Source organism: Magnetospirillum sp., assembly GCA_027532905.1.
Classification (GTDB): Bacteria; Pseudomonadota; Alphaproteobacteria; order CACIAM-22H2; family CACIAM-22H2; genus Tagaea.
In genome coordinates this window covers 124,591-144,429 of record JAPZUA010000004.1, presented here as the reverse complement: position 1 = coordinate 144,429, position 19,839 = coordinate 124,591, and the positions used below count along the sequence as shown (strand labels likewise).

Below are 19,839 nucleotides of genomic sequence, written 5' to 3'. Positions count from 1 at the left end.
GGGGCTGGGCGGACGGGTTTGCAAGCCGTCCAGACCAGCATATCAGGTGTGGACGCCTGTGGGCTCGAGAGGCTAGCGTCGCTTCCGATCATGCGCGCCATTCTCGACGTCATCCTGCCGGTTTTTGCGATCATTCTGACGGGCTATCTTGCCGGGCGCATCAAGGTGCTGGGCCCCGACAGTTCGGAAGCGCTCAACAAATTCTGCTATTGGTTCGCCTTGCCGCCGGTGCTGTTTCTGGGTCCGGCGCGCGTTCCGCTCGACCAAGTCTTCAATCTGCCATTTATCGCCACCTTCATGGGCGGTGTTGCGATCACCTGGGCGATCGCCCTTGTCGTCGGCGTCGTTGCGTTTCGCGATCGCCCGGCGGTGACGGCACTCGCTTTGCTCAGCGGCACATTCTCGAATGCGGGCTATATGGGCATTCCGCTGTTCTTGGCCGCGTTTGGCCCGCAGGGCGTGCTGCCGGCCGTGATCGCGACCGTGAGCTACACAGTGCTGCTGGTAGGTGCGACGGTCGTGATCGTCGAGGCGGATCTGTCGGGCCGCGGCAATGTCGCAACGGCCGCGGTCAATGTGCTGAGGGGGCTCGCCAAGAGCCCCCTTGTCGTCGCCCCGCTGCTGGGCCTCGCATGGAACCTCGGCGGCGCGCCCTTGCCCAAGCCCATCGTGAATTTCGGCGAGCTGCTGGGGGCGGCGGCCGGTCCTGCCGCTTTGTTCGCGATCGGCCTGTTTTTGTCGACCCGTTCGCTCGGCACGCTCGTCGGCGGCAAGAAGCTCGCCGAGGTGAGCTGGCTCGTCTATGTGAAACTCATCGTGCAGCCGCTCGCCACCTGGTGGCTTGCGGGTGTGTTCGGGCTCGACGCCTATTGGCGCGGGGCTGCCGTCATTCTCGCGGCATTGCCGACAGCCGCTTTGTGCTTCGTGCTGGCGCAGCAATACAGACAATTCGTCGAGCGCGCGTCGGCGACGATCCTGATCTCGACCGTGCTGTCGCCGATCACGCTGTCGATCCTGATGATCCTGTTCGAAGGGATCAAGCCCGCGGCAATTCCGGGCTGAGGAACGCGGCCGTCTTGGCGATGGCCTCGGCCAAGCCCACGCGCTCGATCGCAACTCCTTCCGGGAAGGCTTTGGCGAGGCGCGAGGGAAAGCGCGAATCGAGCAGCACGAATACGCCCGTATCGTCCGCGCGCCGCACCAAACGCCCGAAGGCTTGCTTAAGGCGCAGGCGCACGAGCCGGTCGTCGTAAGCGCCTTTGCCGAAATGCGCGCGGCGCGCCTTGTGCAGAATGTCGGGCCGCGGCCACGGCACGCGGTCGAATACGATCAAGCGCAACGAGCGGCCCGGCACGTCCACGCCGTCGCGCACGGCGTCCGTGCCGAGCAGGCACGAATCTTCTTCGGCGCGGAAAATGTCGATCAGCGTCGAAACGTCGAGCCGGTCGACATGCTGCGCATAGAGCGGATAGCCCGCCCGCTCGAGTGAGGCGCCGATGCGCGCATGCACGGCGCGCAAGCGCCCGATCGCCGTGAAGAGCCCAAGCCCGCCGCCTTTGGCTGCGAGGAAAAACGCGCGATAGGCGGCCGCAATGCGGTCGGGCGAATCGCGGTCGATATCGGTCACGACGAAGACGCGCGTCTGTTTGGGATAGTCGAACGGCGAGGCGACTTGTGCGCGCGTCCAGTCCGGCATGTGCGCCGCCCCCGTGCGTGCGGCGGCTGCCTGCCAGTCCGTTTCGACGTCGCCGGTCGAATCCGTGAGCGTGGCGGACGTTACGAGGGCGCCGTGCGCGGGGCGCAACACGGCAGCGGCAAACGGCACGGTCGGATCGATCCAGCGCCGATGCAAACCCACATCGGCCTCGCGCCCGTCGTTGCGCTCGAGGGCAAGCCAATCGACGAATTCGGGCGGGCGTTCGGCGGCAAGCGCTTTGAGCATTGCGCGCCAGCCCGCAAGCTCGTTGGTCGCACGCCGCGCGATGCCGCGCGCCACGGCCTCGATGCGCGAACGCGTGGCGGTGTCGAGTTCTTCGGCCTCGTCGTCGAGGCGTGCCACGAGCCGCTTGGCAAGCTCGAGCATCGGCTCGGCAATGCGCGCAAGTGCCGCTTCGAGCCGGTCGGCGGTCTCGATGACATCCTCGAGGGCGGGCTGCACGTCGGCTTCGATCGAATAGCCATCGGGCTGGTCGGCGGCACGCGCCAGCACCTGGCGGCGCACGGCGGCCAAGAACGTTTCGCTGGGGCCTTGCGTTTGGCCGGAGGCGATGCGCTGCAGCCAGCCTTCGCCCGGCAAGGCACGGGCGGCCGCCATCGCGCGGTCGAGCAAAGCTTCGCCGCCGTCGATGTCGGCGACGAGTTCGCCCGCGCGCGCTTTGAGGCCGCGCGAGCGGCTTCGCCCGCCTTCGGCCCCGACGATCCAGCGCCGCAGCTCGGCCGTTTCCTGGCCGGTGAGAGCCCCACCGAACGCCGAATCGGCGGCGTCGAACACGTGATGGCCTTCGTCGAAAACGTAGCGCGTGGGCACGTTCGATTGCGCGGAGCCTGCCGCAAGATCGACCGTCGCCGCGCCCAGTGCTGCTTGCATCATCACAAGCGCATGGTTGGCGATCACGATCTGCGCGCGGCGTGCGCGCCGCACCGATTTTTCAATCGGGCAGCGCATATAGTGCGGGCATGCGGCGTAGATGCACTCGCCGCGCCTGTCGGCAAGGCCGCGCGTGCGCGCTTTGCCGACGAGATCGGGCAGCCAGCCCGGAAAATCGCCGCCGACCATGTCGCCGTCGCGGCTGACGGCCGCCCAGCGCGCCATGAGGCCAAGGGCGACTGCATCTTGCGGGCGCGTGGAAACGGCGCGCACCGCTTCTTCGAGATTGAGCAGGCACAGATAGTTTTCGCGGCCCTTGCGGATCACGACTTTGCGCGCTTTTTCGATCGGCTCGTCGTGCAGCCGGTCGAGTTCGCGGTCGATCTGGTGCTGCAGATTTTTTGTGTAGGTCGAAATCCAGACTGCACCGCCGTTTTTTTCGGCCCACAAAGTGGCGGGTGCAAGATAGCCGAGCGTTTTGCCGACACCCGTGCCGGCTTCGGCCACCACGAGGCGCGGATTGTCGGCGGCGTCGCGCGGCGCAAACGCGGCCGATGCTGCCGAGGCATAGTCGGCCTGTTCGGGGCGCGCCTCGCTGTCGGTGCCGAGCATTTCGGCCAAGCGCCTGCGCGCATCGTTGGGATCGACGGGCAGCGATCCCGGCGGCGGCTCGGGCGCTTGCTCGCTCCATTCTTCGATGCGCCGCCACGCTTCGAGCCCCTGCACCGAGCGGTCGGATTCGAACGCGTTGGGGCTGTCGCCGAGGGCGGCCAGCACTGCACTCCCCCAGCGCCAACCGCCACGCGCCATGGCGCGTGCGGCGTTGACCGTGTCGGCATTGCGCGCGACCAAAGGCTCGGCAAGTTCGCCAAGCAGGCGGCCGACGATTTCGTGCAGGCTTGTGGCTTCGGCGGCGAGCCCGTGCGGAACAGCGAGCCCCAGCGCATGGGCAAGGCCGCGGATCGTCGGCAAGCAGAATGTCGCCGGGCGCACGAAGGCAAAGAGCTCGAGCGCGTCGTAGCAGGCCAGCCGGTCGAGACCGAGGCGACGCGCGGTTGCCGGCCCGTGCACGACGATGGTTGCTTCGGCCAAAGCGTGGCTTGCGGCATCGGCAAGACGCAGTTCGACGATCTCGCCCTCGGGCGAAAGCAACGCGGCGTGCGCGACACCTGCGGCAAGCGCACTTGCGGCCGGGACGGCGACGATGCTGCTGCGCGGATTGCCGCCGCGAAACGGGACAACGCTTGGGCTGGCGGCTGGCGGGAGAGGGGGCGAATCGCGCATCGCCTCAATATAGGCCGTAGGGGACGTTGACGCGACCGGCCCCGGCACCTTAGTTTCGCGCTCCCTATTTGCGCATTTGCGACAGGTTTGTGTGCCGCCCATGACCGATGTTTTTGTCCGCCCGTCCCGCGACGACGCTTTCAAGGGCCGCGCTTGGCCGTTCGAAGAGGCCAAGAAGATTTTGGCGCGGCTTGGCGACAAACCGGCGCCGAAGGGTTATGTGCTGTTCGAGACCGGCTACGGCCCGTCGGGCCTGCCACATATCGGCACGTTCGGCGAGGTTGCGCGCACGACGATGGTGCGCTGCGCCTTCGAAATGCTGTCGGACGTGCCGACCAAGCTGTTCGCGTTCAGCGACGACATGGACGGCTTGCGCAAGGTGCCCGACAACGTGCCGAATGCCGCGATGCTGGCCGAACATATCGGCAAGCCTTTGACGTCGGTGCCCGATCCGTTCGGCAAGTTCGACAGTTTTGGCGCCCACAACAACGCGATGCTGCGCTCGTTCCTCGACCGCTTCGGCTTCGAATACGAATTCAAGTCTTCGACCGAGATGTACCGGGCGGGCGCTTTCGACGACACGCTGCGTGCGGTGTTGCGCAACTATGCGGCCATCATGGCGATCATGCTGCCGAGCTTGCGCGAGGAGCGTCGCCAGACCTATTCGCCCTTCATGCCGGTCTGCAAGCGCACGGGCCGCGTGCTGCAAGTGCCCACGCTCGAGACCAACGCCGAGGCCGGCACCATCGTCTATCGCGACGAAGGTGGCAGCCTCGTCGAAACGCCGGTCACCGGCGGGGCGTGCAAGCTGCAATGGAAGATCGACTGGGCCATGCGCTGGACGGCCCTTGGCGTCGACTACGAAATGTCGGGCAAGGACCTGATCGATTCGGTGAAGTTCTCGTCCAAGGTCGCGCGCGCCATCGGCGGCAAGCCGCCCGAAGGCTTCACCTACGAGCTGTTCCTCGACGAAAACGGCGAGAAGATTTCGAAGTCGCGCGGCAACGGCCTCACGATCGAAGAGTGGCTCACCTACGGGCCGCCCGAAAGCCTGTCGCTGTTCATGTACCAGCAGCCCAAGGCCGCCAAGCGCCTGCATTTCGACGTGATCCCGCGCCATGTCGACGACTACCTGACCTTCGTCGAACGTCTGCCCACGCAGACGACGCAGCAAGCGCTCGACAATCCGGCCTTCCATATCCACGGCGGCAAGCCGCCGCCGGCCGAGCCCAACGGTCTGCCGTTCAATATCCTGCTCAATCTCGCCGGCGTGGCGAACTCGCAGGACAAGGACGTGCTGTGGGGCTTCATCTCGCGCTACGCGCCCAAGGCCAACCCGCAGGCCAATCCGATGCTCGACCGCTTGGTCGGCCACGCGATCGCGTATTTCCGCGACTATGTGCTGCCGACGCGCAAGTACCGGCTTGCGTCCGACATGGAGCGCGCGGCCTTGCAGGATCTTTGCGAGACGATCAACAAGCTGCCGCGCGATGCGAACGCATCGGCCATCCAGGACGAAGTGTTCGCCGTCGGCAAGCGCCATGCGTTTGCCGATCTCAAGGCTTGGTTCCAGGCCTGCTACGAGATCCTGTTCGGCGCGGCCCAAGGCCCGCGCTTGGGCTCATTTGTGGCACTTTACGGCATCGACGAAACGATCGCCCTCATCAAGCGCGCCCTTGCGGGCGAGCTTGCGAAGGGCTGACCCTTCAAGAGTCGATTGGCCGCGAGCCTACTGGCTCACCCATAAAATGCGGTGGCAGAACACGACTTCGGTTACGTCGAGCACGCGTTCGCCGTGTGCGGCGTTGAGCGAGGTCAGTTCGAGCTTGCGCTGACCTTTGCGGATCAGCTGCTTGGCCATTATTTCGCCGGCCGTCGTTTTGACGACCACGCGGTCGCCGCGGCGCAACGAGGCTTGCGGCGAAATCACGATCGTGTCGCCGTCGCGATAGACGGGCTCCATGCTGTCGCCGGCCACCATCAACGCATAGGCGTGCGTGTCGGCAAGCTCGGGAAACAGCAATTCGTCCCAGCCCGAACCTGTCGGGAATCCGGCGTCGTCGAAGAAGCCTTTTTCGCCGGCCTGCGCATAGCCGATCACCGGCACGCGGCGCATTGCACCTGCCACGCTCGGCACCGTGCCGATATAGGCGACGAATTCTGACATCGTGGCGCCAGTTGCCTCGAGAATCTTGGCAATGCTCTCTGTCGAGGGCCAGCGCGGACGGCCGTCGCGCGAAATGCGCTTCGACTTGTTGAAGGTTGTTGGATCGAGCCCGGCGCGGCGCGCGAGACCCGAGGGGGAGAAGCCGTGATCGCTCGCAAGCTGATCGATGGCCTGCCAAACATCTGCATGTCGGAGAATCATGTGAGAATTTTTGCTCAAAACGCAGCGCTTTGCATTAGGTACCTTTTCAAATTTTTTTTATGTCAGGTAAATTAACATCTTTTTCACATCTTGAAAGCTACTAAAAAACAGTTTAGTATTTGTTCTTCTCTTTTTGGGTGCTTTAAATATGAATAATACGAACAACGATTTGAGTGGTCTCGGCGCCGAGCGATCGCTGGAATCCGGCCTCGGCCGGGCCATCGTGGTGTTCCGCGACGCCACCGAAATTCGCTGGCTGCGGTTTTTGAAGCGTGGATTTCGCCATTGCGCCGTCCTCGTCGAGGTCGAGCAAGGTTGGGTTATTTGCGACGCAATGTCGAATAAAACTTATATAAAACAGATATTTAATAGATCATCCCTGGAAATCGTCGAGCGCTTGGGCGCAGCCTATCTGCACGCCATCGAAGTTCGGGTGCAAACGCCGCCAGCGCGTATGGCGCCAATCCTGCCGTTCACTTGCGTCGAAGCGGTCAAGCGGATTCTCGGGATCCACGCCTGGTCGATCGTGACACCTTGGCAGCTTTACCGGCATCTTGTTCAGGATCAAAAATTTGTATTTGACAATTCACCTAATACAGAATATTAACTCCAAGTCGCTTCTTCGAGCGAACTCTTTGGGGCCAAAACCTGCCGAAGGGGCCGGTGCAGGCGCTGCGGAGGCTGATTTCTAAGGTCCTGAAAGGAGGACGTTCGATGGGTGGTTTTTTCTCGACGCCGTCGGCACCGCCGCCGCCGCCGCAACAACCGTTGCCGGAGCCGGTCGACACCGAAAAGGAAGCGCGCGAGGCGCGCATCAAGGCTCTGATCCGCCGCCGTCGCGGTCGGGCCGGGCTCTCAGTTGCCGGCGCGCCTGGCGTTCTGACGGCAGCTGCAAGCGCCGACAGTCTCGGCACCAAATTGGGAGAGTGAGCCATGGCCCCTGAGAACACGGCCCAGGCTCCAGCAACCGCGACGTTCGATGCGAGCGATCTAATCGCGCGCTATCGGCGGGCCAAGCAGCAGCGCGGCACGTGGGATGCGACGTGGCAGGATTGCTACGATTTCGCACTCCCGCAACGCACGCCGTTTTCGGCCGGCGACCGGCGCGGCGACCGTCTGTTCGACGGTACGGCCGCCGATGCGGCCGAGCAGCTTGCGGCATCGCTAATGTCGCAGCTCGTTCCGCCCTGGTCGCGGTGGTTCGGCCTGCAGCCCGGCACGCAAGTTCCTGAGATGCAGCGCACCGATGTGGGCGAAGTGCTCGAAAATGCGGCCGCCTTGCTGCAGGGCCATTTCGACCGCTCGAACTTCTCGATGGAAATCCACCAATGCTTCCTCGATCTCGTCGTGGCGGGCACGGCCCTACTGCAGTTCGAAGAAGCGCCGCTGGGATCGGAATCGGCCTTTCGCTTTACGGCCGTGCCGATCGCGCAGATCGCCCTCGACGAAACCGCCGACGGCGCCTTCGATATCGTGTTCCGCGCAAGCGAAATGCGTTTCGACCGTCTGCGTGCGCGCTATCCCAAGGCGCAGCTGCCCGACAGCTTGGCCGCCGGCGGCAAAGAAGCCGCCGAGCGGCGCCACACTGTGATCGAGGCGACGATTCAGGAAGGTGGAGGCTATCGCTACATGGCGATGCTCGAAGCCTCGCCCGACGCCGCAGCCCCCATCGTGCTGGCCGAGGGTCGCTTCGCGCAGTCGCCGTTCCTGTGCTTCCGCTGGCTCAAAGCACCCGGCGAAGTCTACGGGCGCTCGCCGATCATGAAAGCGCTGCCCGACATCAAGACGGCGAACAAAGTGGTCGAGCTTGTTCTCAAAAATGCCTCGATCGCCGTCACGGGCATTTGGCAGGCCGACGACGACGGCGTGCTCAATCCCGCGAACGTAAAACTCACGCCCGGCACGATTATTCCCAAAGCAGTCGGCTCGGCCGGCTTGACGCCGCTCGAAGCGCCCGGCCGCTTCGACGTGTCGAACCTCGTGCTCGAAGATCTGTGTGGACGCATCCGGCATGCGCTGCTCGCCGACCGTCTCGGCCAGATCGACGCGCCGAAGATGACGGCGACCGAGGTGATGGAGCGTTCGGCTGAAATGTCGCGCGTGCTGGGGGCGACCTACGGGCGTCTGCAGACAGAATTGCTGACGCCGCTCGTGGCGCGCGCGTTGGCGATCCTGCGTCGGCGCGGGGAAATTCCGCCCGTGCTGGTCGACGGCAAAATTGTCGAGCTCCAGTACAAATCCCCGCTCGCCCGCGTCCAAGCGCAGGACGACGTGCGCAACGCCATGCTGTGGGTGCAGCAGGCAGCGGCCCTCGGCCCCGAAGGCCAGGCCGTGATCGACGGTGCCGCCGCGGCACGTTGGATGGCGCGCGCATTGTCCGTGCCCGCTGACCTCGTGCGTCCGCCGCAGCCCGAACAGGCATTGCTGCAGAACGCGCAAGGTCTGCTTCTCCAAGCGCTGGGCCAACCGGCCCCTGCGCAATAGAACCCGAACCCAGCGAAAGGAACAAACCATGACTGCGAATCTGCTGACGCTCGAAACCGCTGCTGCGACCGCAACTGCGACGCCGCCGCCCGGCGCTGCCGCCACGACGCAAGCTGCGACCTCCGTTGCGTCGGCCGACAACGAACGCCCGAGTTATCTGCCCGAGAAGTTTTGGGATCCCGAGGGAAAGAAGCCGCGCCTCGACGTGATGTCGAAATCCTACGGCGAACTCGAGCGCAAGCTCTCGAGCATGATGCCGGGCCCGCAAGCGCCCGAATTCGACCAGGCCGTGCGCAAAGCGCTCGGCGTGCCCGAAGCGCCGGATGCCTACCGCATCGCGCTCAAGGACGATCTTTTGCAGATCGATCCGGAGGTCAACAAGCGCCTGCACGCGGCCGGCTTCTCGCCGACCCAAGCCCAGCTTGTCTACGATCTTGCGGTCGAGCGCATGGTGCCGCTCGTACGCGAATATGCCGAAGGCTACCGTTCCGAATTGGCGCAGGCCAAGCTCGCCGAAGAATTCGGCGGCGAAGCGGCTTGGGCGACGCTTGCGCCGCAGCTTGCGAGCTGGGGCCAGGCGAACCTGCCGTCGTCGGTCTACGGCGCGCTGGCGGCAACGCCCGAAGGCGTGCGGGCACTCCACAAGCTCATGAATTCGGGCGAGCCCAATTTGCGCGGTGCGTCGGCCGGGGCAAGCGGCCCGGCCGACGAGGCAGGCTTGCGCAAGCTGATGGCCGACAAGCGCTACTGGCGCGACCACGATCCCGAAATCGTGCGCATCGTTTCGGAGGGCTTCAAGCACCTTTATCCCGACCGCGACTGAAATCGGCAAAAGGTCTTGACAATTTCTCTCTAAGATAGTAAATCTACAAACACTTCGCCCGAAGCAGGCAGGCGCCTCCAGCCCCGCCTTTCCGGATAACGAAGTCTCCCTTCCCCTCCCGCCGTCGGGATAACCCGCCGATCCGGCAAGCCTTCCATGGCTGCCGGACCGGCAGGCCCTCCGGCTCCGACATCCACCTTCGCAATCGTCCGGGTCGCACCGGCCGCGATCTCGCGCGCCATGCGGCAACCCCATTGCTTGTCCCCGAACCCCCAAACGCGACAGAGAGGCAACCATGCCCAACATCGACCAATCGTTCGTCAAACAATACGAGAGCGAAGTCCATCTCTCGTACCAACGCCTGGGCTCGAAGCTGCGTCCCACGATCCGCTCGAAGAAGGCGGTCCAGGGCGCGTCCACCGTGTTCCAGAAAATGGGCCGCGGCGCGGCCTCGACCAAGGCCCGCCACGCGGCGGTGCCGGTGATGAACGTCGAACATTCGACCGTCGAAGTGTTCCTCAAGGACTACTACGCGGGCGAATGGCTCGACGCGCTCGACGAAATCAAGACGGCAGGCGACGAGCGCTCTGCGGTCGTGAACTCGGGCGCTTACGCGCTCGGGCGCAAGACCGACGAGCTCATCATCGAAGCCCTCAACGGTTCGGCGAACTTCGCCGGCCTCAACACCGACGGCCTGACCAAAGCCAAGATCCTGGCCGCGTTCGAAAAGCTTGGCGCACAGGACGTGCCCGACGACGGCGAACGCTACGCCGTGATCGGCTGGAAGCAGTGGTCGGAACTGCTCGAAATCGACGAGTTCGCGAACGCGGACTATGTCGGCGACGAGGAACTCCCGTGGCAGGGCACGCAGGCCAAGAAGTGGCTCGGCACGCTGTGGATGCCGCATTCGGGCCTCACGTCTGTCTCCGGCGTGCGCCTGTGCCACTGGTACCACAAAACCGCCGTCGGCCACGCCGCCGGCTGCGAGGTCAAGAGCGACCTCACGTGGCACGGCGACCGCGCGTCGTACTTCATCAGCAACATGATGAGCCAGGGGGCCGGCATCATCGACGCCGCCGGCGTCGTGACCCTGCGCTGCAAGGAGTAAGGAGCAAGCCATGGCTTTCGAAATCAAGAACCTGTCGGTCCTCGCCTACGCCAACGGCTTCACGCTGTGGCATTACACCACGCCGGACGCTGCCGCGACGGTCGACAATTCCGGCTATTTCAGCGCCGCCAGCGACATGCTGCATGTCGGCGACATGATGCTGGCCAACGTCGCAACCGCAGGCACGCCGCAGAACGGCGTGTTCGCCGTCGTCTCGGTCGCCAACGGCGTCGTGGATCTCGCCAACATGACGGTGTTCGACGCGTCGGACACCGACTGAGCCTCGGAACTGGCGGCGGGTGTCCCCTCAAAGGCGCCCGCCGCCACCTTGTTACACAATCGGAGGTAAAAATGGCTCTTTCGCAGATTGCTCTATGCTCGCGTGCCCTCATCAAGCTCGGCGCCCAACCGATCGCCTCGTTCACCGAAGGCACCGTCGAATCGCAGGTCGCCGCCGCCCTGTTTCCTTCGGTGCGCGACGGGCTCATCTCGGCGCATCCGTGGAGCTTCGCAAGTGCCCAGGCCACACTGCCGCGCCTGGCGAACGATCCTGTCGCCGACCATCGCTATGCGTACCAGCTGCCGCCGGATTTCCTGCGGGCACTATCCGTCGGGCAGGGTGCGCGCGGTCGCGGAACCGCCTACCGGATCGTCGAATCGACCCTGCAGACCGACAGCGACGGCATCGTGCTGTCCTACATTTTCCGGCCCGACGAATCCGCCTTCCCGCCGTTCTTCGACGCGGCCTTGATTGCAGCGCTTGCGGCCGAGTTCTGCCTTCCGGTGACCGAAAGCACCAGTCGGGCCGAACTGCTCTATCGGCTTGCTGGAAACGAGTTCCGCCGCGCGCGCCTGATCGACGCGCAGCAGGACACGCCGCAGAGCTTCGAGGATTTCTCGCTGGTGGAGGCGCGCCGATGAGTGTCGCACGCCTCACCAAAACCAGCTTTGCGTCGGGCGAAATCGGGCCGTCGATGCTGGGCCGCATCGATCTGCGCGCCTACGAAAACGGCGCACGGCGCTTGCGCAACGTCGTGGTTCTCCCCTCGGGCGGGATCAAGCGGCGCCCGGGCCTTGCGCGCATCGCGGGCCTGCCGGGGCAAGCGCGCCTAATCGCGTTCGAGTTCAACACCGAGCAGGCCTATCTGCTGGCGCTGTGCGACGGCCAGATGCGCGTGTTCCGCGACGGCGTGCAGGTCGCGACCCTCGCCACGCCCTGGAGTGCCGCACAGCTCAAGCAGGTGAACTGGACCCAGAGTGCGGACACGCTCCTCGTCGTGCATCCCGATGCGCCGCCGCAGCGCATCACGCGCACGTCGCACACGAGCTGGACGATCGCGCAATGGACGTTCCTCGAAGAGAAAGGCGTTATCCAGCAGCCCTACCACAAATTCGCCCCCGACGCCGCGACGCTCACGCCGGGCAGTACGTCCGGCACAATCACGCTCAGTGCTTCAGTCGATGTGTTCGTGGCCGGCCATGTCGGCCAGCGCATCCGCATCGCGAAGAAGGAAGCCACGATCATGGCGGTCGCGGGGCCGCGCTCGGCGACCGCAACGCTCGTCGACGGCAATACGTTGCCCGACACGTCCGCCTCGACCGACTGGGAAGAACAAGCACTCAGCGCGCTGCGCGGCTGGCCGATCAGCGTGACGTTCCACCAGGACCGTCTCGTAATCGGCGGTTCGCGCGATCTGCCCAACCGGCTGTGGCTGTCGAAATCGGGCGATCTGTTCAATTTCGATCTCGGCACGGCTCTCGACGACGAGGCGATCGAATTTGCCTTGCTGTCGGACCAAGTCAACGCGATTCGCCACGTCTTCTCGGGCCGCCATCTGCAGGTCTTCACGTCGGGGGCGGAGTGGATGGTGACGGGCGATCCGCTGACACCCGAAAACGTCCAGCTCAATCGCCAAACGCGCATCGGCAGCCCGAGCGACCGCGCCGTGCGGCCGCGCGACGTCGATGGTGCGACGTTGTTCGTCGGCCGCGGCGGGCGCGATCTGCGCGAGTTCCTGTTCGCCGATTCCGAACAGGCCTACCAGGCGACGGATATCGCCTTACTCGCACCGCATTTGGTGCAAGACCCCGTCGCCCTCGACTACGATCCCGACGACCGGCTTGTGCATGTCGTCAATGCCGATGGATCGATGGCGACCGTTACGATCTATCGTGCCGAACAAGTTACGGCCTGGACGCGCCAGACCACGGCGGGTGCCTTCCGCAGCCTCGCGGTCGTTTCGAACGCAACCTATCTTGCGGTCGAACGCGCCGGCCAGTGGTCGATCGAGTGCCTCGATTCCGCCTATTCGACCGATGCCGCCGTCAAGCTCGCACCTGCACCTGCAGCAACGGCGTGGACCGAACTCGGCCATCTCGACGGCATCGAGGTCCAGATCCTCGCCGACGGCGTGCCGATCGGCACAGCGATTCCTGCGAGCGGCCAGATCTCGGCGCGCGGCAGCCGCACCGATGTCGAAATCGGCATCGGCTTCGTAGGTGAAATCGAGCCGCTGCCACCGGCCTCCCCCGGCAATGCCAACATGCCGCGCAGCGTGCGGCTGATCGAGGCGACCTTCAAGCTGCTGGATACCTGCCAATTGCGTGTGGATACCGGCACCGGCTTCGTCGACGTGCCTTTTCGCGGCCTCGGCGGCGCGTTTGCGCTCGACCAAGCGCTGCCGCCTTTCTCGGGCGACAAGCGCATCCGCGCACTTGGCTGGAAACGCGCCAGCATCGATCCGCTGTGGCGCATCGAATTGCCGGCACCGCTGCCCTTCACCCTGCTTTCCGCAACCCAAGAAATGAAAGTGAACGACCGATGAGTGGAATCGAACCTGTTACCGCCATTGCGCTCGGCCAAACCGCCCTCGGTGCCGTCCAGGGTATCGGCAGTGCCAACGCGGCGCGTGCGCAAATGGATGCACAAGCGCAGTCCGTCGCCGCCAACGCCGCCCGCCAGCGCCAGATGCTGGCGCTGCAGCAGGAGGCCGACACGCGTAAGCGGCGCAATCTCCTCGAACGCACGACGGCGCGCGCGCGCGCGTCGTTCGGTGCACGCGGCTTGTCGGACTCCGACGGCTCGGCGGGTGCTTTGCTCTCGGGTATCGAAACCGAATTCGAGACCGAGCAGGCCGACCGCGACCGCGCCTACGGGCTGCAGTTGGGCGGCCTCGACCAGGGCCTTGCGGACTCGCTCGGCCGCATCGAGCAGGCACGCAGCCGCAGCCTGCTCGACCAGCAGCAGGACATCCAGCGCCGCGTGGGCAGCTTGCTGAGCTGGGGCCTCAAATCGCGCTGACCGTTGTTTCCCATTATCCCGAAAGGACCGACCCATGACCGAGCATCTCAAGATCACCGCCAAGATTCCGCGCAAGCGCTACGTCGCCGACGGCACGCAGACTGTTTTCAGCTTCGACTTCGTGCTGTTCCAGCCGAGCGAACTGCTCGTTACCGTCAACGGCGTGCCGGTTGCGTCGGGCGTTGCCGTGTCGCTGCTCGCGGACGGCACGGGCATAGCGACCTTCGCCGCTGCACCCGCCGCCAGCGCCGTCGTCGTGCTGCAGCGCCGGGTGACGATCAAGCGTGAAACCGACTTCCAGGAAGGCGGCGAGCTGCGCGCCAAAACCCTCAACGACGAGTTCGATTTCCAGACGGCGGCTTTGCAGCAACTCGAAGCGGCTGCCGCGCGCGCGCTGCGGCTGCCTGCCGACGATGCCGACGATGCCGCCACCGTGCTGCCGATCGCGGCCGTGCGCGCGACGAGGATGCTCGCGTTCGACGCGAGCGGAAACCCGACCGTGTCGAACCAGACCCTGGCGCAGATCGAAGCCGGTTCGAACGCCGCCGTCGCGTCGGCCGCCGACGCCGCCGCAAGTGCAGCCGCCGCTGCAGCATCAGCGGCCTCCGTGGGGTCGCTAGCGACCGCCGCGGCGAATGCAGCATTGGAGGCGGCGGTAAGCGCGGCTTCGATCTCCCTGCCATTGCCGCTCGCAAGTGGCGGTACCGGCGCCGATACGGCTGCGACCGCGCGCGCAAATTTGGGTCTTGGCAGCGTCGCGACGCTGAGCGTCGGCAGTTCCGCAAACCAAGTTCCGCGACTCGATGGCCTTGGCCGTCTGCCTGCAGTCGATGGATCGCAGCTCACCAATCTCACGGGCGGCGCCATGCAGATCGTCGCCGGAGAGACGCTTGCGATCCGCGATCTCGTCTACCAGGACATTTTCAACCAGCGCGGCGGCGGCGCCGACCGTTGGTACCAGGTCGATAGCGACGCGGTCGGTCCGGTGCGCATCAGCCCGCGAATCGGCATTGCGTTGGCTGCGATCGCGTCGGGTGCGAGCGGTTCGGCGCAATTGCGCCCCGGCCGCGTGTCCGGTTTCGCGGGCCTTGTGGCAGGCCAGCCCCTTTTCGCTAGCGCTTCGCCGGGGGGTATTGCGCAATCGGCACCGACCATTCCGGCTAGCGGTACGCAAAATGCCACACGGCTGATCGGCTATGCGGCGAGTGCGACCGAGATCGATTTCAATCCCGATGACGATACAATCTTCGCCGCGCACAATTCAGCCGTCGCGATCGACGGTACGGTCACGGTGCAGCATTGGGCCGACGCGGGTGCCCGCGAGCGCGATCAATGGGCCTACGCCGTGCAGGCCCAAGCCACATCGATCGTGCCGGGGGCAACGGGAACGAATTTGGGGACTTTTACGGAAGCCAGTGGGCTTGTGTCGATTTTCGACGGCACGACGAACGCGACCGGCACCGGCTCCGGGCGCATCTCTGCGCCGACCTCGGGCTACGCCGGAAAATCCTATTCCCCAGGAAAGCGCGTCGCGAAAGCTGTAGTGTGGGGGACCAACAATATCGGTTTTGTCAACCTGAGTGACCCGAACGTCACGCTCGTTCTGCGTGGCAAAACCGGTGCTGCTCCGAGCAGTCGCACGGACGGCACCTCGCTCGGTTCGATTACCTTCGTCGACACCGCGAACGAAAGCGGCAATCCGCGTACGATTGTCTCAAACGATATTCTAACCGTTTGGGACCATGTGTGGATCGATTTCTCGCACGATGGAGCGGTGAACATCGCCTTCATCGCCGAAATCCAGTTCACCGAAATCACGGGTTCTGCGCGCGACGAACCGCTGACGATCGGCTCGACGATAGTCAATGCCGCCGCCACCGACCGCGTGAACGTACGCTACGACGACGGCAGCGGTATGAACGCAGACACCCACACGACCTTCGTCAATCGCACGAACGCGACGCGCGATCTGGTCTGCGAGGTCATGCTGTGACGCAGCCAACGAAAAAGAAGGCCGCGACCAAAAGATCGTTGCGCAAGAAACCGGCGACGGGCGATCCGCCGCCGGCAGCAGCGGCGATTTCGGTGCCGGATTTTCCGCAATTCGTGGCCGATTGGAACGCGCTGCAAGGCCAGGGCACGCCCGATCTGCACGTGCGGATCGCGCAGTGGCTGCAGGCGCAGCGCAGCGCAGCCGCGCACGGGGCGGTGCTGCTTGCGTTCCGCTCGAGCGGAAAGTCGACTCTGGTGGGCCTGTTCTGCGCTTGGCTCCTCGCCAAGGACGCCAATTTGCGCGTGCTCGTGCTCGCGGCCGAGCATGCGCTCGCGCGCAAGATGGTGCGCAACGTCAAGCGCATCATCGAGCGCCACCCGGCGACCACGGGCCTGAAGCCGGTCAAGACCGAGACCTGGGCCTCCGACCAGTTCGTGGTCGCGCGCACGGCCGAGCTGCGCGACCCTTCGATGCTAGCCAAGGGCCTGTCGGGCAACATCACGGGCACGCGCGCCGACGTAGTCATCTGCGACGACGTCGAAGTGCCCAACACCTGCGACACCGCCGCCAAGCGCGAGGATCTGCGCGAGCGCCTGGGCGAGCTCGACTACATTCTGGTCCCCGGCGGGCTGCAGCTCTATATCGGCACACCGCACAGCTACTATTCGATCTACGCTGAACAGTTGCGCGAGGAGACCGGGGAGAGCGCACCGTTCCTCGACGGCTTCGCGCGGCTTAAGATACCGCTGCTCGACGAGAGCGGTGCGAGCGTATGGCCCGCGCGCTTCGATGCAGCGCGCATCGAAGCGGTGCGCAAGCGCACGGGGCCGCGCAAATTCCAGGCGCAGATGATGCTCGAGCCCGTGGCCGAAACCGCGAGCAGGCTCGATCCCGACCGGATCGTTGTCTACGACGAATCGCTGCAGTACTCCGAGGGCAACGACGCGGCGATCGTGTCGATCGGCGGGCGGCGCATGCTGTCGGCCACGTGCTGGTGGGATCCGGCCTACGGCAGCCCGAACGGCGACCGGTCGGTCGTGGCCGTGGTCTTCACCGACACGCAAGGACACTACTGGCTGCAGGACATCCGCTACCTCGAGCCGCCGCACGAAGCATTGGGCGAACGCGACGAGGCGAGCCATTTCTGCCGCCAGGTCGCCGCGTTTGCGGCGCGCAACCGCGTGCCGCTGGTGACGATCGAGCAGAATGGCGTGGGTCATTTTTTGCCTTCGATCCTGCGGCGCGAATTGGCCGAGGCAGGGCTTGCTTGCGGCGTCCATGCGGCCGCGTCCACGCGCAGCAAAGTGCTGCGCATCCTCGATGCGTTCGATGCGCGCCTTGCCGCGGGCGTTCTGCATGCCCATCGCGAGGTGTGGAAAACGCCATTCATCGTCGAGATGCGCGAATGGCGTCCCGTCGGCGGAGCGCGCGACGACGGGCTCGATGCGGTTGCCGGCTGCCTGCTGGCCGAACCCGTGCGCGTCGAGCCCGTCGAGCGGCCAGCCGCCAAACGCAGCTGGCAGGCAGGCGGCAAAGCGCACCGCGCCAAAACCGACTTTTCCGTTTGACCCCCTTTTTTTTGAAAGGAGACGTCTCTCCATGGATCTTTCGAATCTCGAACCCGGCCTCGCGTTGCTGGCGGCTTCCGACGCTTCGTCGTTTGGTGCCATCGCGTGGCTGTTCTGGAAACAGCGCGAAGAGCATGAGCGTGCGCTCGCCAAGGCGCACGAAATCAATCTGCGCGAAACGCGCGACCTTGCCGCACGGCTCGCCGATTTCAAGCTCGAGATCGCGCGCAATTACGCGTCCATCGCCTATCTTAAAGACGTCGAGAACCGCTTGACCGCACATCTCTTGCGCATCGAAGCCAAGCTCGGCGCCAATCCCGTCGCCGACGCAAGGCTCTAGGAGATCGCCCCATGATACCTGCCCTCCTGGCGCAATTGGGTCTGCCCGTTCTGGTCCGGCTCGTGGGCGGTGCTCTTGCGCGCATCGATAATCCTGTCGCCAAAACCGCGTCCAGCACTTTGTCCGACGTGGCCGCGGCGATCGATCAGGCCAGGATCGATCCGGCCCAGATCGCCGAGGCCAACCGGCATCTCGAAACGTTGGCCAAGCTCGACAGCGACGATTATCGCGAAACGATCCGCGAAGTGAACGCGACGATCCGCGCCGAGTCGGCGTCCGAGGACCCATACGTACGCCGTATGCGGCCGACCTTCGGCTATGTAATGGCCGCGACTTGGGCAGCGCAAATGTCGGCGGTCGCTTGGATCGTCGTCGCCGCACCGCGCGAGGCTGCCCCGGTGATCGAAGCGCTGGGGGCCTTGTCGCTGATGTGGTCGGTCGGCCTGTCGGTGCTCGGCGTCTATGTCTACAAGCGCTCCGCCGATAAGGCGCTGGGGGCGGGCCAAGCGCCTGAAAGCCTGATCGAGACGCTTCAATCCGTTGTCAAACGGCGCTAGTAAGGGGCCATGAACACGCCGATCTACCATATGTGCAAACGCGAGGAGTGGCAGGTGGCTCTGGCTGCAGGCCGCTATTTCGGCTCGTCGCAAGACCAAGCCGACGGCTTCATCCATTTCTCGGATCGCGGCCAGATCGTCGCCAGCGCTGCGCGGCACCGGGCAGGCCAGGACGATCTCGTGCTGATCGAGATCGATGCCGAATCGTTGGGTGCTGCCCTCAAATGGGAAGCGTCCCGCGGCGGTGCGCTGTTCCCGCACCTTTACGGCCCGCTCGACCCGGTCAAGGTCGCGCGCACCGCACCGCTGCGGCTGGACGCGAATGGCCGCCACGTCTTCCCGTGGGACCTCGCATGAGCTGGTACGATCTCGTTCGGCCGCTCGTGAACCGCATCGATCCGGAAGCCGCCCACGGTTACGCGATCGCGGCCTTGCGCAACGGACTTGTGCCGCGCCCGGCCGCTGTCGCCGATCCAATTTTGCGCGTAGATCTATGGGGGCTATCGTTTCCCTCTCCGATTGGGCTTGCCGCCGGTTTCGACAAGGACGCCGAAGTGCCGGACGCGATGCTCGACCAGGGTTTCGGCTTTGTCGAAATCGGATCAGTGACACCGCGCCCGCAGCCGGGAAATCCCAAGAAGCGCCTGTTTCGCCTTACGCAGGACGAGGCGGTGATCAACCGTTTGGGCTTCAACAGCCGCGGCATTGGCGTCGCCAAAGCCAATCTCGAGCGCCGAAAGCGGCGCGGCATCGTCGGCGTCAATCTCGGCAAAAACAAAGAGACGGTCGAGGCCGGCGACGACTATGTCGCGGGCGTGCAGGCCCTCGGCCCCTTTGCCGACTATCTCGTGTGCAACGTGTCCTCGCCCAACACGCCGGGCTTGCGCGCGTTACAAAGCCGCGAAGCGCTCGACGCACTCGTGGTGCGCGTGCAGGCGGCACTCGCCGAGAGCAACGCGGCGATCCCGCTGCTGTTCAAGATCGCCCCCGACCTCGCCGACGCCGATCTCGAAGACGTCGTGCGCGTGGCACTCGACCGCAAGCTTGCGGGCTTGATCGTGGGCAATACGACTTTGTCGCGCCCGGTCTCGCTCGCCGACGCACAGAAAATCGAAGCAGGAGGCCTTTCGGGGCGGCCGCTGATGGCGCTATCGACCGAGATCCTCGCCAAGACTTACAGCCTCGCCGGCGGGGCCTTGACGCTCGTGGGTACGGGCGGCGTTTTCGATGCGGCCGACGCCTATGCGAAAATCCGCGCCGGCGCGACACTCGTGCAACTCTATTCGGCGATGGTCTATCGTGGACCCAGTGTGGCCGCCGCGATCGCCGCCGATCTCGGCGAGCTGTTGCGCCGCGACGGTTTTGCGCGCGTGGCTGATGCGGTCGGCGTGGATCGGCGTTGACCGGGGCCTTGCGAAAGAGGATA

19 protein-coding genes are annotated in these 19,839 nt (G+C 65.0%); 17 read left to right on the top strand and 2 right to left on the bottom strand.

Annotation, left to right across the window (positions count from 1 at the left end; all coding sequences use genetic code 11):
• The first annotated feature begins 90 nt into the window (after positions 1–90).
• Positions 91–1,062 carry an AEC family transporter gene (locus O9320_14500; protein MCZ8312052.1) on the top strand — a complete coding sequence of 324 codons (972 nt, stop codon included), beginning with the start codon at positions 91–93 and terminating at the stop codon, positions 1,060–1,062.
• Here O9320_14500 and O9320_14495 read toward each other — a convergent pair.
• Positions 1,037–3,871, bottom strand: a complete 2,835-nt coding sequence (locus O9320_14495) for an ATP-dependent DNA helicase (GenBank protein MCZ8312051.1) — start codon at positions 3,869–3,871, stop codon at positions 1,037–1,039. The genes O9320_14500 and O9320_14495 overlap by 26 nt on opposite strands.
• Before the next feature lie 100 nt (positions 3,872–3,971).
• Here O9320_14495 and O9320_14490 point away from each other — a divergent pair, with 100 nt between their 5' ends.
• The gene (locus tag O9320_14490) at positions 3,972–5,573 is read left to right on the top strand and encodes a lysine--tRNA ligase (GenBank protein ID MCZ8312050.1); all 1,602 of its coding nucleotides are present in this window, start codon (positions 3,972–3,974) and stop codon (positions 5,571–5,573) included.
• Between the two features lie 27 nt (positions 5,574–5,600).
• Here the strand turns inward: O9320_14490 and O9320_14485 are convergent, their stop codons facing one another.
• Positions 5,601–6,236 carry a helix-turn-helix transcriptional regulator gene (locus tag O9320_14485; protein ID MCZ8312049.1) on the bottom strand — a complete coding sequence of 212 codons (636 nt, stop codon included), beginning with the start codon at positions 6,234–6,236 and terminating at the stop codon, positions 5,601–5,603.
• A 151-nt stretch (positions 6,237–6,387) separates the two neighbouring features.
• On the opposite strand from O9320_14485, the gene O9320_14480 reads away from it, so the two are divergent.
• From O9320_14480 to O9320_14410, 15 genes are all read left to right on the top strand, one after another.
• Complete coding sequence (locus tag O9320_14480; protein MCZ8312048.1) at positions 6,388–6,846, top strand: hypothetical protein; 459 nt, start codon at positions 6,388–6,390, stop codon at positions 6,844–6,846.
• A 107-nt stretch (positions 6,847–6,953) separates the two neighbouring features.
• Complete coding sequence (locus O9320_14475) at positions 6,954–7,169, top strand: hypothetical protein (protein MCZ8312047.1); 216 nt, start codon at positions 6,954–6,956, stop codon at positions 7,167–7,169.
• 3 nt (positions 7,170–7,172) lie between these two features.
• Positions 7,173–8,723: a portal protein gene (locus tag O9320_14470; GenBank protein ID MCZ8312046.1), complete on the top strand. Its 1,551-nt coding sequence runs from the start codon at positions 7,173–7,175 to the stop codon at positions 8,721–8,723.
• Between the two features lie 28 nt (positions 8,724–8,751).
• Complete coding sequence (locus O9320_14465; GenBank protein MCZ8312045.1) at positions 8,752–9,546, top strand: hypothetical protein; 795 nt, start codon at positions 8,752–8,754, stop codon at positions 9,544–9,546.
• Positions 9,547–9,841: 295 nt separating this feature from the next.
• Complete coding sequence (locus O9320_14460; protein ID MCZ8312044.1) at positions 9,842–10,654, top strand: phage capsid protein; 813 nt, start codon at positions 9,842–9,844, stop codon at positions 10,652–10,654.
• A gap of 10 nt (positions 10,655–10,664) precedes the next feature.
• Positions 10,665–10,934, top strand: coding sequence for a hypothetical protein (locus tag O9320_14455; GenBank protein MCZ8312043.1), 270 nt, complete (start codon positions 10,665–10,667; stop codon positions 10,932–10,934).
• 71 nt (positions 10,935–11,005) lie between these two features.
• Complete coding sequence (locus O9320_14450) at positions 11,006–11,575, top strand: hypothetical protein (GenBank protein ID MCZ8312042.1); 570 nt, start codon at positions 11,006–11,008, stop codon at positions 11,573–11,575.
• Positions 11,572–13,479, top strand: coding sequence for a hypothetical protein (locus tag O9320_14445; GenBank protein ID MCZ8312041.1), 1,908 nt, complete (start codon positions 11,572–11,574; stop codon positions 13,477–13,479). The genes O9320_14450 and O9320_14445 overlap by 4 nt, the downstream gene beginning before the upstream one ends.
• Positions 13,476–13,955, top strand: a complete 480-nt coding sequence (locus tag O9320_14440; protein MCZ8312040.1) for a hypothetical protein — start codon at positions 13,476–13,478, stop codon at positions 13,953–13,955. Before O9320_14445 ends, O9320_14440 begins: the two co-directional genes overlap by 4 nt.
• Positions 13,956–13,989: 34 nt before the next feature.
• Positions 13,990–15,948: a hypothetical protein gene (locus tag O9320_14435; GenBank protein MCZ8312039.1), complete on the top strand. Its 1,959-nt coding sequence runs from the start codon at positions 13,990–13,992 to the stop codon at positions 15,946–15,948.
• 38 nt (positions 15,949–15,986) lie between these two features.
• A complete protein-coding gene (gene terL / locus O9320_14430) occupies positions 15,987–17,516 on the top strand; it encodes a phage terminase large subunit (GenBank protein MCZ8312038.1) in 1,530 nt (509 codons plus the stop codon).
• 31 nt (positions 17,517–17,547) lie between these two features.
• A complete protein-coding gene (locus O9320_14425) occupies positions 17,548–17,856 on the top strand; it encodes a hypothetical protein (GenBank protein ID MCZ8312037.1) in 309 nt (102 codons plus the stop codon).
• Between the two features lie 11 nt (positions 17,857–17,867).
• Positions 17,868–18,413, top strand: a complete 546-nt coding sequence (locus tag O9320_14420) for a 3TM-type holin (GenBank protein MCZ8312036.1) — start codon at positions 17,868–17,870, stop codon at positions 18,411–18,413.
• A 9-nt stretch (positions 18,414–18,422) separates the two neighbouring features.
• Positions 18,423–18,770 carry a DUF952 domain-containing protein gene (locus O9320_14415; GenBank protein MCZ8312035.1) on the top strand — a complete coding sequence of 116 codons (348 nt, stop codon included), beginning with the start codon at positions 18,423–18,425 and terminating at the stop codon, positions 18,768–18,770.
• Positions 18,767–19,816 (top strand): quinone-dependent dihydroorotate dehydrogenase, encoded by a 1,050-nt coding sequence (locus tag O9320_14410; GenBank protein MCZ8312034.1) that lies wholly within the window; start codon positions 18,767–18,769, stop codon positions 19,814–19,816. The genes O9320_14415 and O9320_14410 overlap by 4 nt, the downstream gene beginning before the upstream one ends.
• The last annotated feature ends 23 nt before the right edge of the window (positions 19,817–19,839 follow it).

Excerpts from the sequence above, each read along its gene's own strand:
- O9320_14460 (MCZ8312044.1), top strand. The coding sequence starts at position 9,842 with ATGCCCAACATCGACCAATCGTTCGTCAAACAATACGAGAGCGAAGTC.
- O9320_14435 (MCZ8312039.1), top strand. The coding sequence starts at position 13,990 with ATGACCGAGCATCTCAAGATCACCGCCAAGATTCCGCGCAAGCGCTAC.
- O9320_14470 (MCZ8312046.1), top strand. The coding sequence starts at position 7,173 with ATGGCCCCTGAGAACACGGCCCAGGCTCCAGCAACCGCGACGTTCGAT.
- O9320_14455 (MCZ8312043.1), top strand. The coding sequence starts at position 10,665 with ATGGCTTTCGAAATCAAGAACCTGTCGGTCCTCGCCTACGCCAACGGC.
- O9320_14495 (MCZ8312051.1), bottom strand. The coding sequence starts at position 3,871 with ATGCGCGATTCGCCCCCTCTCCCGCCAGCCGCCAGCCCAAGCGTTGTC.
- O9320_14445 (MCZ8312041.1), top strand. The coding sequence starts at position 11,572 with ATGAGTGTCGCACGCCTCACCAAAACCAGCTTTGCGTCGGGCGAAATC.
- O9320_14415 (MCZ8312035.1), top strand. The coding sequence starts at position 18,423 with ATGAACACGCCGATCTACCATATGTGCAAACGCGAGGAGTGGCAGGTG.
- O9320_14410 (MCZ8312034.1), top strand. The coding sequence starts at position 18,767 with ATGAGCTGGTACGATCTCGTTCGGCCGCTCGTGAACCGCATCGATCCG.
- O9320_14500 (MCZ8312052.1), top strand. The coding sequence starts at position 91 with ATGCGCGCCATTCTCGACGTCATCCTGCCGGTTTTTGCGATCATTCTG.
- O9320_14490 (MCZ8312050.1), top strand. The coding sequence starts at position 3,972 with ATGACCGATGTTTTTGTCCGCCCGTCCCGCGACGACGCTTTCAAGGGC.
- O9320_14450 (MCZ8312042.1), top strand. The coding sequence starts at position 11,006 with ATGGCTCTTTCGCAGATTGCTCTATGCTCGCGTGCCCTCATCAAGCTC.
- O9320_14420 (MCZ8312036.1), top strand. The coding sequence starts at position 17,868 with ATGATACCTGCCCTCCTGGCGCAATTGGGTCTGCCCGTTCTGGTCCGG.
- O9320_14440 (MCZ8312040.1), top strand. The coding sequence starts at position 13,476 with ATGAGTGGAATCGAACCTGTTACCGCCATTGCGCTCGGCCAAACCGCC.
- O9320_14425 (MCZ8312037.1), top strand. The coding sequence starts at position 17,548 with ATGGATCTTTCGAATCTCGAACCCGGCCTCGCGTTGCTGGCGGCTTCC.
- O9320_14475 (MCZ8312047.1), top strand. The coding sequence starts at position 6,954 with ATGGGTGGTTTTTTCTCGACGCCGTCGGCACCGCCGCCGCCGCCGCAA.
- O9320_14465 (MCZ8312045.1), top strand. The coding sequence starts at position 8,752 with ATGACTGCGAATCTGCTGACGCTCGAAACCGCTGCTGCGACCGCAACT.
- O9320_14480 (MCZ8312048.1), top strand. The coding sequence starts at position 6,388 with ATGAATAATACGAACAACGATTTGAGTGGTCTCGGCGCCGAGCGATCG.